Source organism: Bradyrhizobium sp. WSM4872 (assembly GCF_055811715.1).
In genome coordinates, this window is the sequence record NZ_JBVVPT010000067.1 from 1 (window position 1) to 1,126 (window position 1,126).

General features: G+C 63.1%; 1 protein-coding gene. It reads left to right on the top strand.

The genetic code is table 11. The features are described 5' to 3' along the window. Positions 1-198: 198 nt before the first annotated feature. Positions 199-1,126: IS110 family RNA-guided transposase (locus AC0L3C_RS36135; protein ID WP_473410401.1), on the top strand; the 928-nt coding region annotated here is incomplete at its 3' end.

The following is a 1,126-nucleotide window of genomic DNA, read 5'->3' on the forward strand; positions in this document are numbered from 1 at the left end:
CCCCTTGTATCTGCACGGCCAGCATTTGTGCGATGGAAGTGACTTAGCGCCTTGGCCGGTGGCCACCGGCCAAGGCGCGTGGCGATGTCGCCCGTTACCCCTCCGGCTACAACCGTGGGTGAGCTCTGGGATCTTCGCCATGTCACGTACGACCGAACAGTCGCTTGAGTTCCAATCGCATGGACAAGGCAGGTTACCGTGAAGAAGACGATTTGTGGAGTGGACGTTTCGAAAGCTAAGCTCGATGTCTGCATCGAACCCGGGCATCGGTTCGCGAGCTTTGATAACGACACGGCAGGCATTGCGAAGTTGGCCGCGTTCTGCCGTGAACACGCCGTGGAGCTGGTGGTCATGGAGGCCAGCGGCGGATATGAGCGAAGGCCATTCGTCGAACTCTGGGAGAGAGGTATAAGCTGCGCGTTGACCAATCCTCGCAGCGTCCGCCGCTACGCCGAGGCGATGGGCATTCTGGAGAAAACCGACCGGATCGATTCCTCCGTCATTGCCCGCTTCGCCGATGCCAAGAGCCTGGCTCCGACCCCGCTGCCGAGCCGGGCCCAGCAGCGCCTGAAAGCCCTTGTGGCAAGGCTCCGGCAGGTTACCGACGATCTCATCGTGCAGAAGCAGCGTCGCGCCAGCCTGCTCGATAACACGGAAATGCGCGAGAGCATCGACGAGGTAATCGCCCTGCTGAAGCGCCAATCCCGCAAGCTCGAGGGGGAGATCGCTTCCATGATCGACGACGATCCGCTGTGGGCAAAGCTCGCCGAGTCCTGGCGCGAGGTGAAGGGCGTTGCAGGGCGGACCGTCGCCCGGCTGCACGCCGAGCTGCCGGAGATCGGAATCCTGTCGAACAAGGCCATCGCCAAGCTTACCGGCCTCGCCCCGATCGCAAATGACAGCGGTAAGCGAAAGGGCAAACGACCCACCCGCGGGGGCCGCGAGGGGGTCCGTTCGATCCTCTTCCTCGTCGCGGCCACCGCCGCCCGCTACGACAAAAGCCTCGCCGACTTCCGCAAGAGGTTGGTCGCTGCGGGAAAGGAAAAGATGGTCATTCGCATCGCGCTCGCCCGCAAACTCCTGGTCCGCCTCAACGCCAAGGCACGCGATGCGCGCACCGCCTACG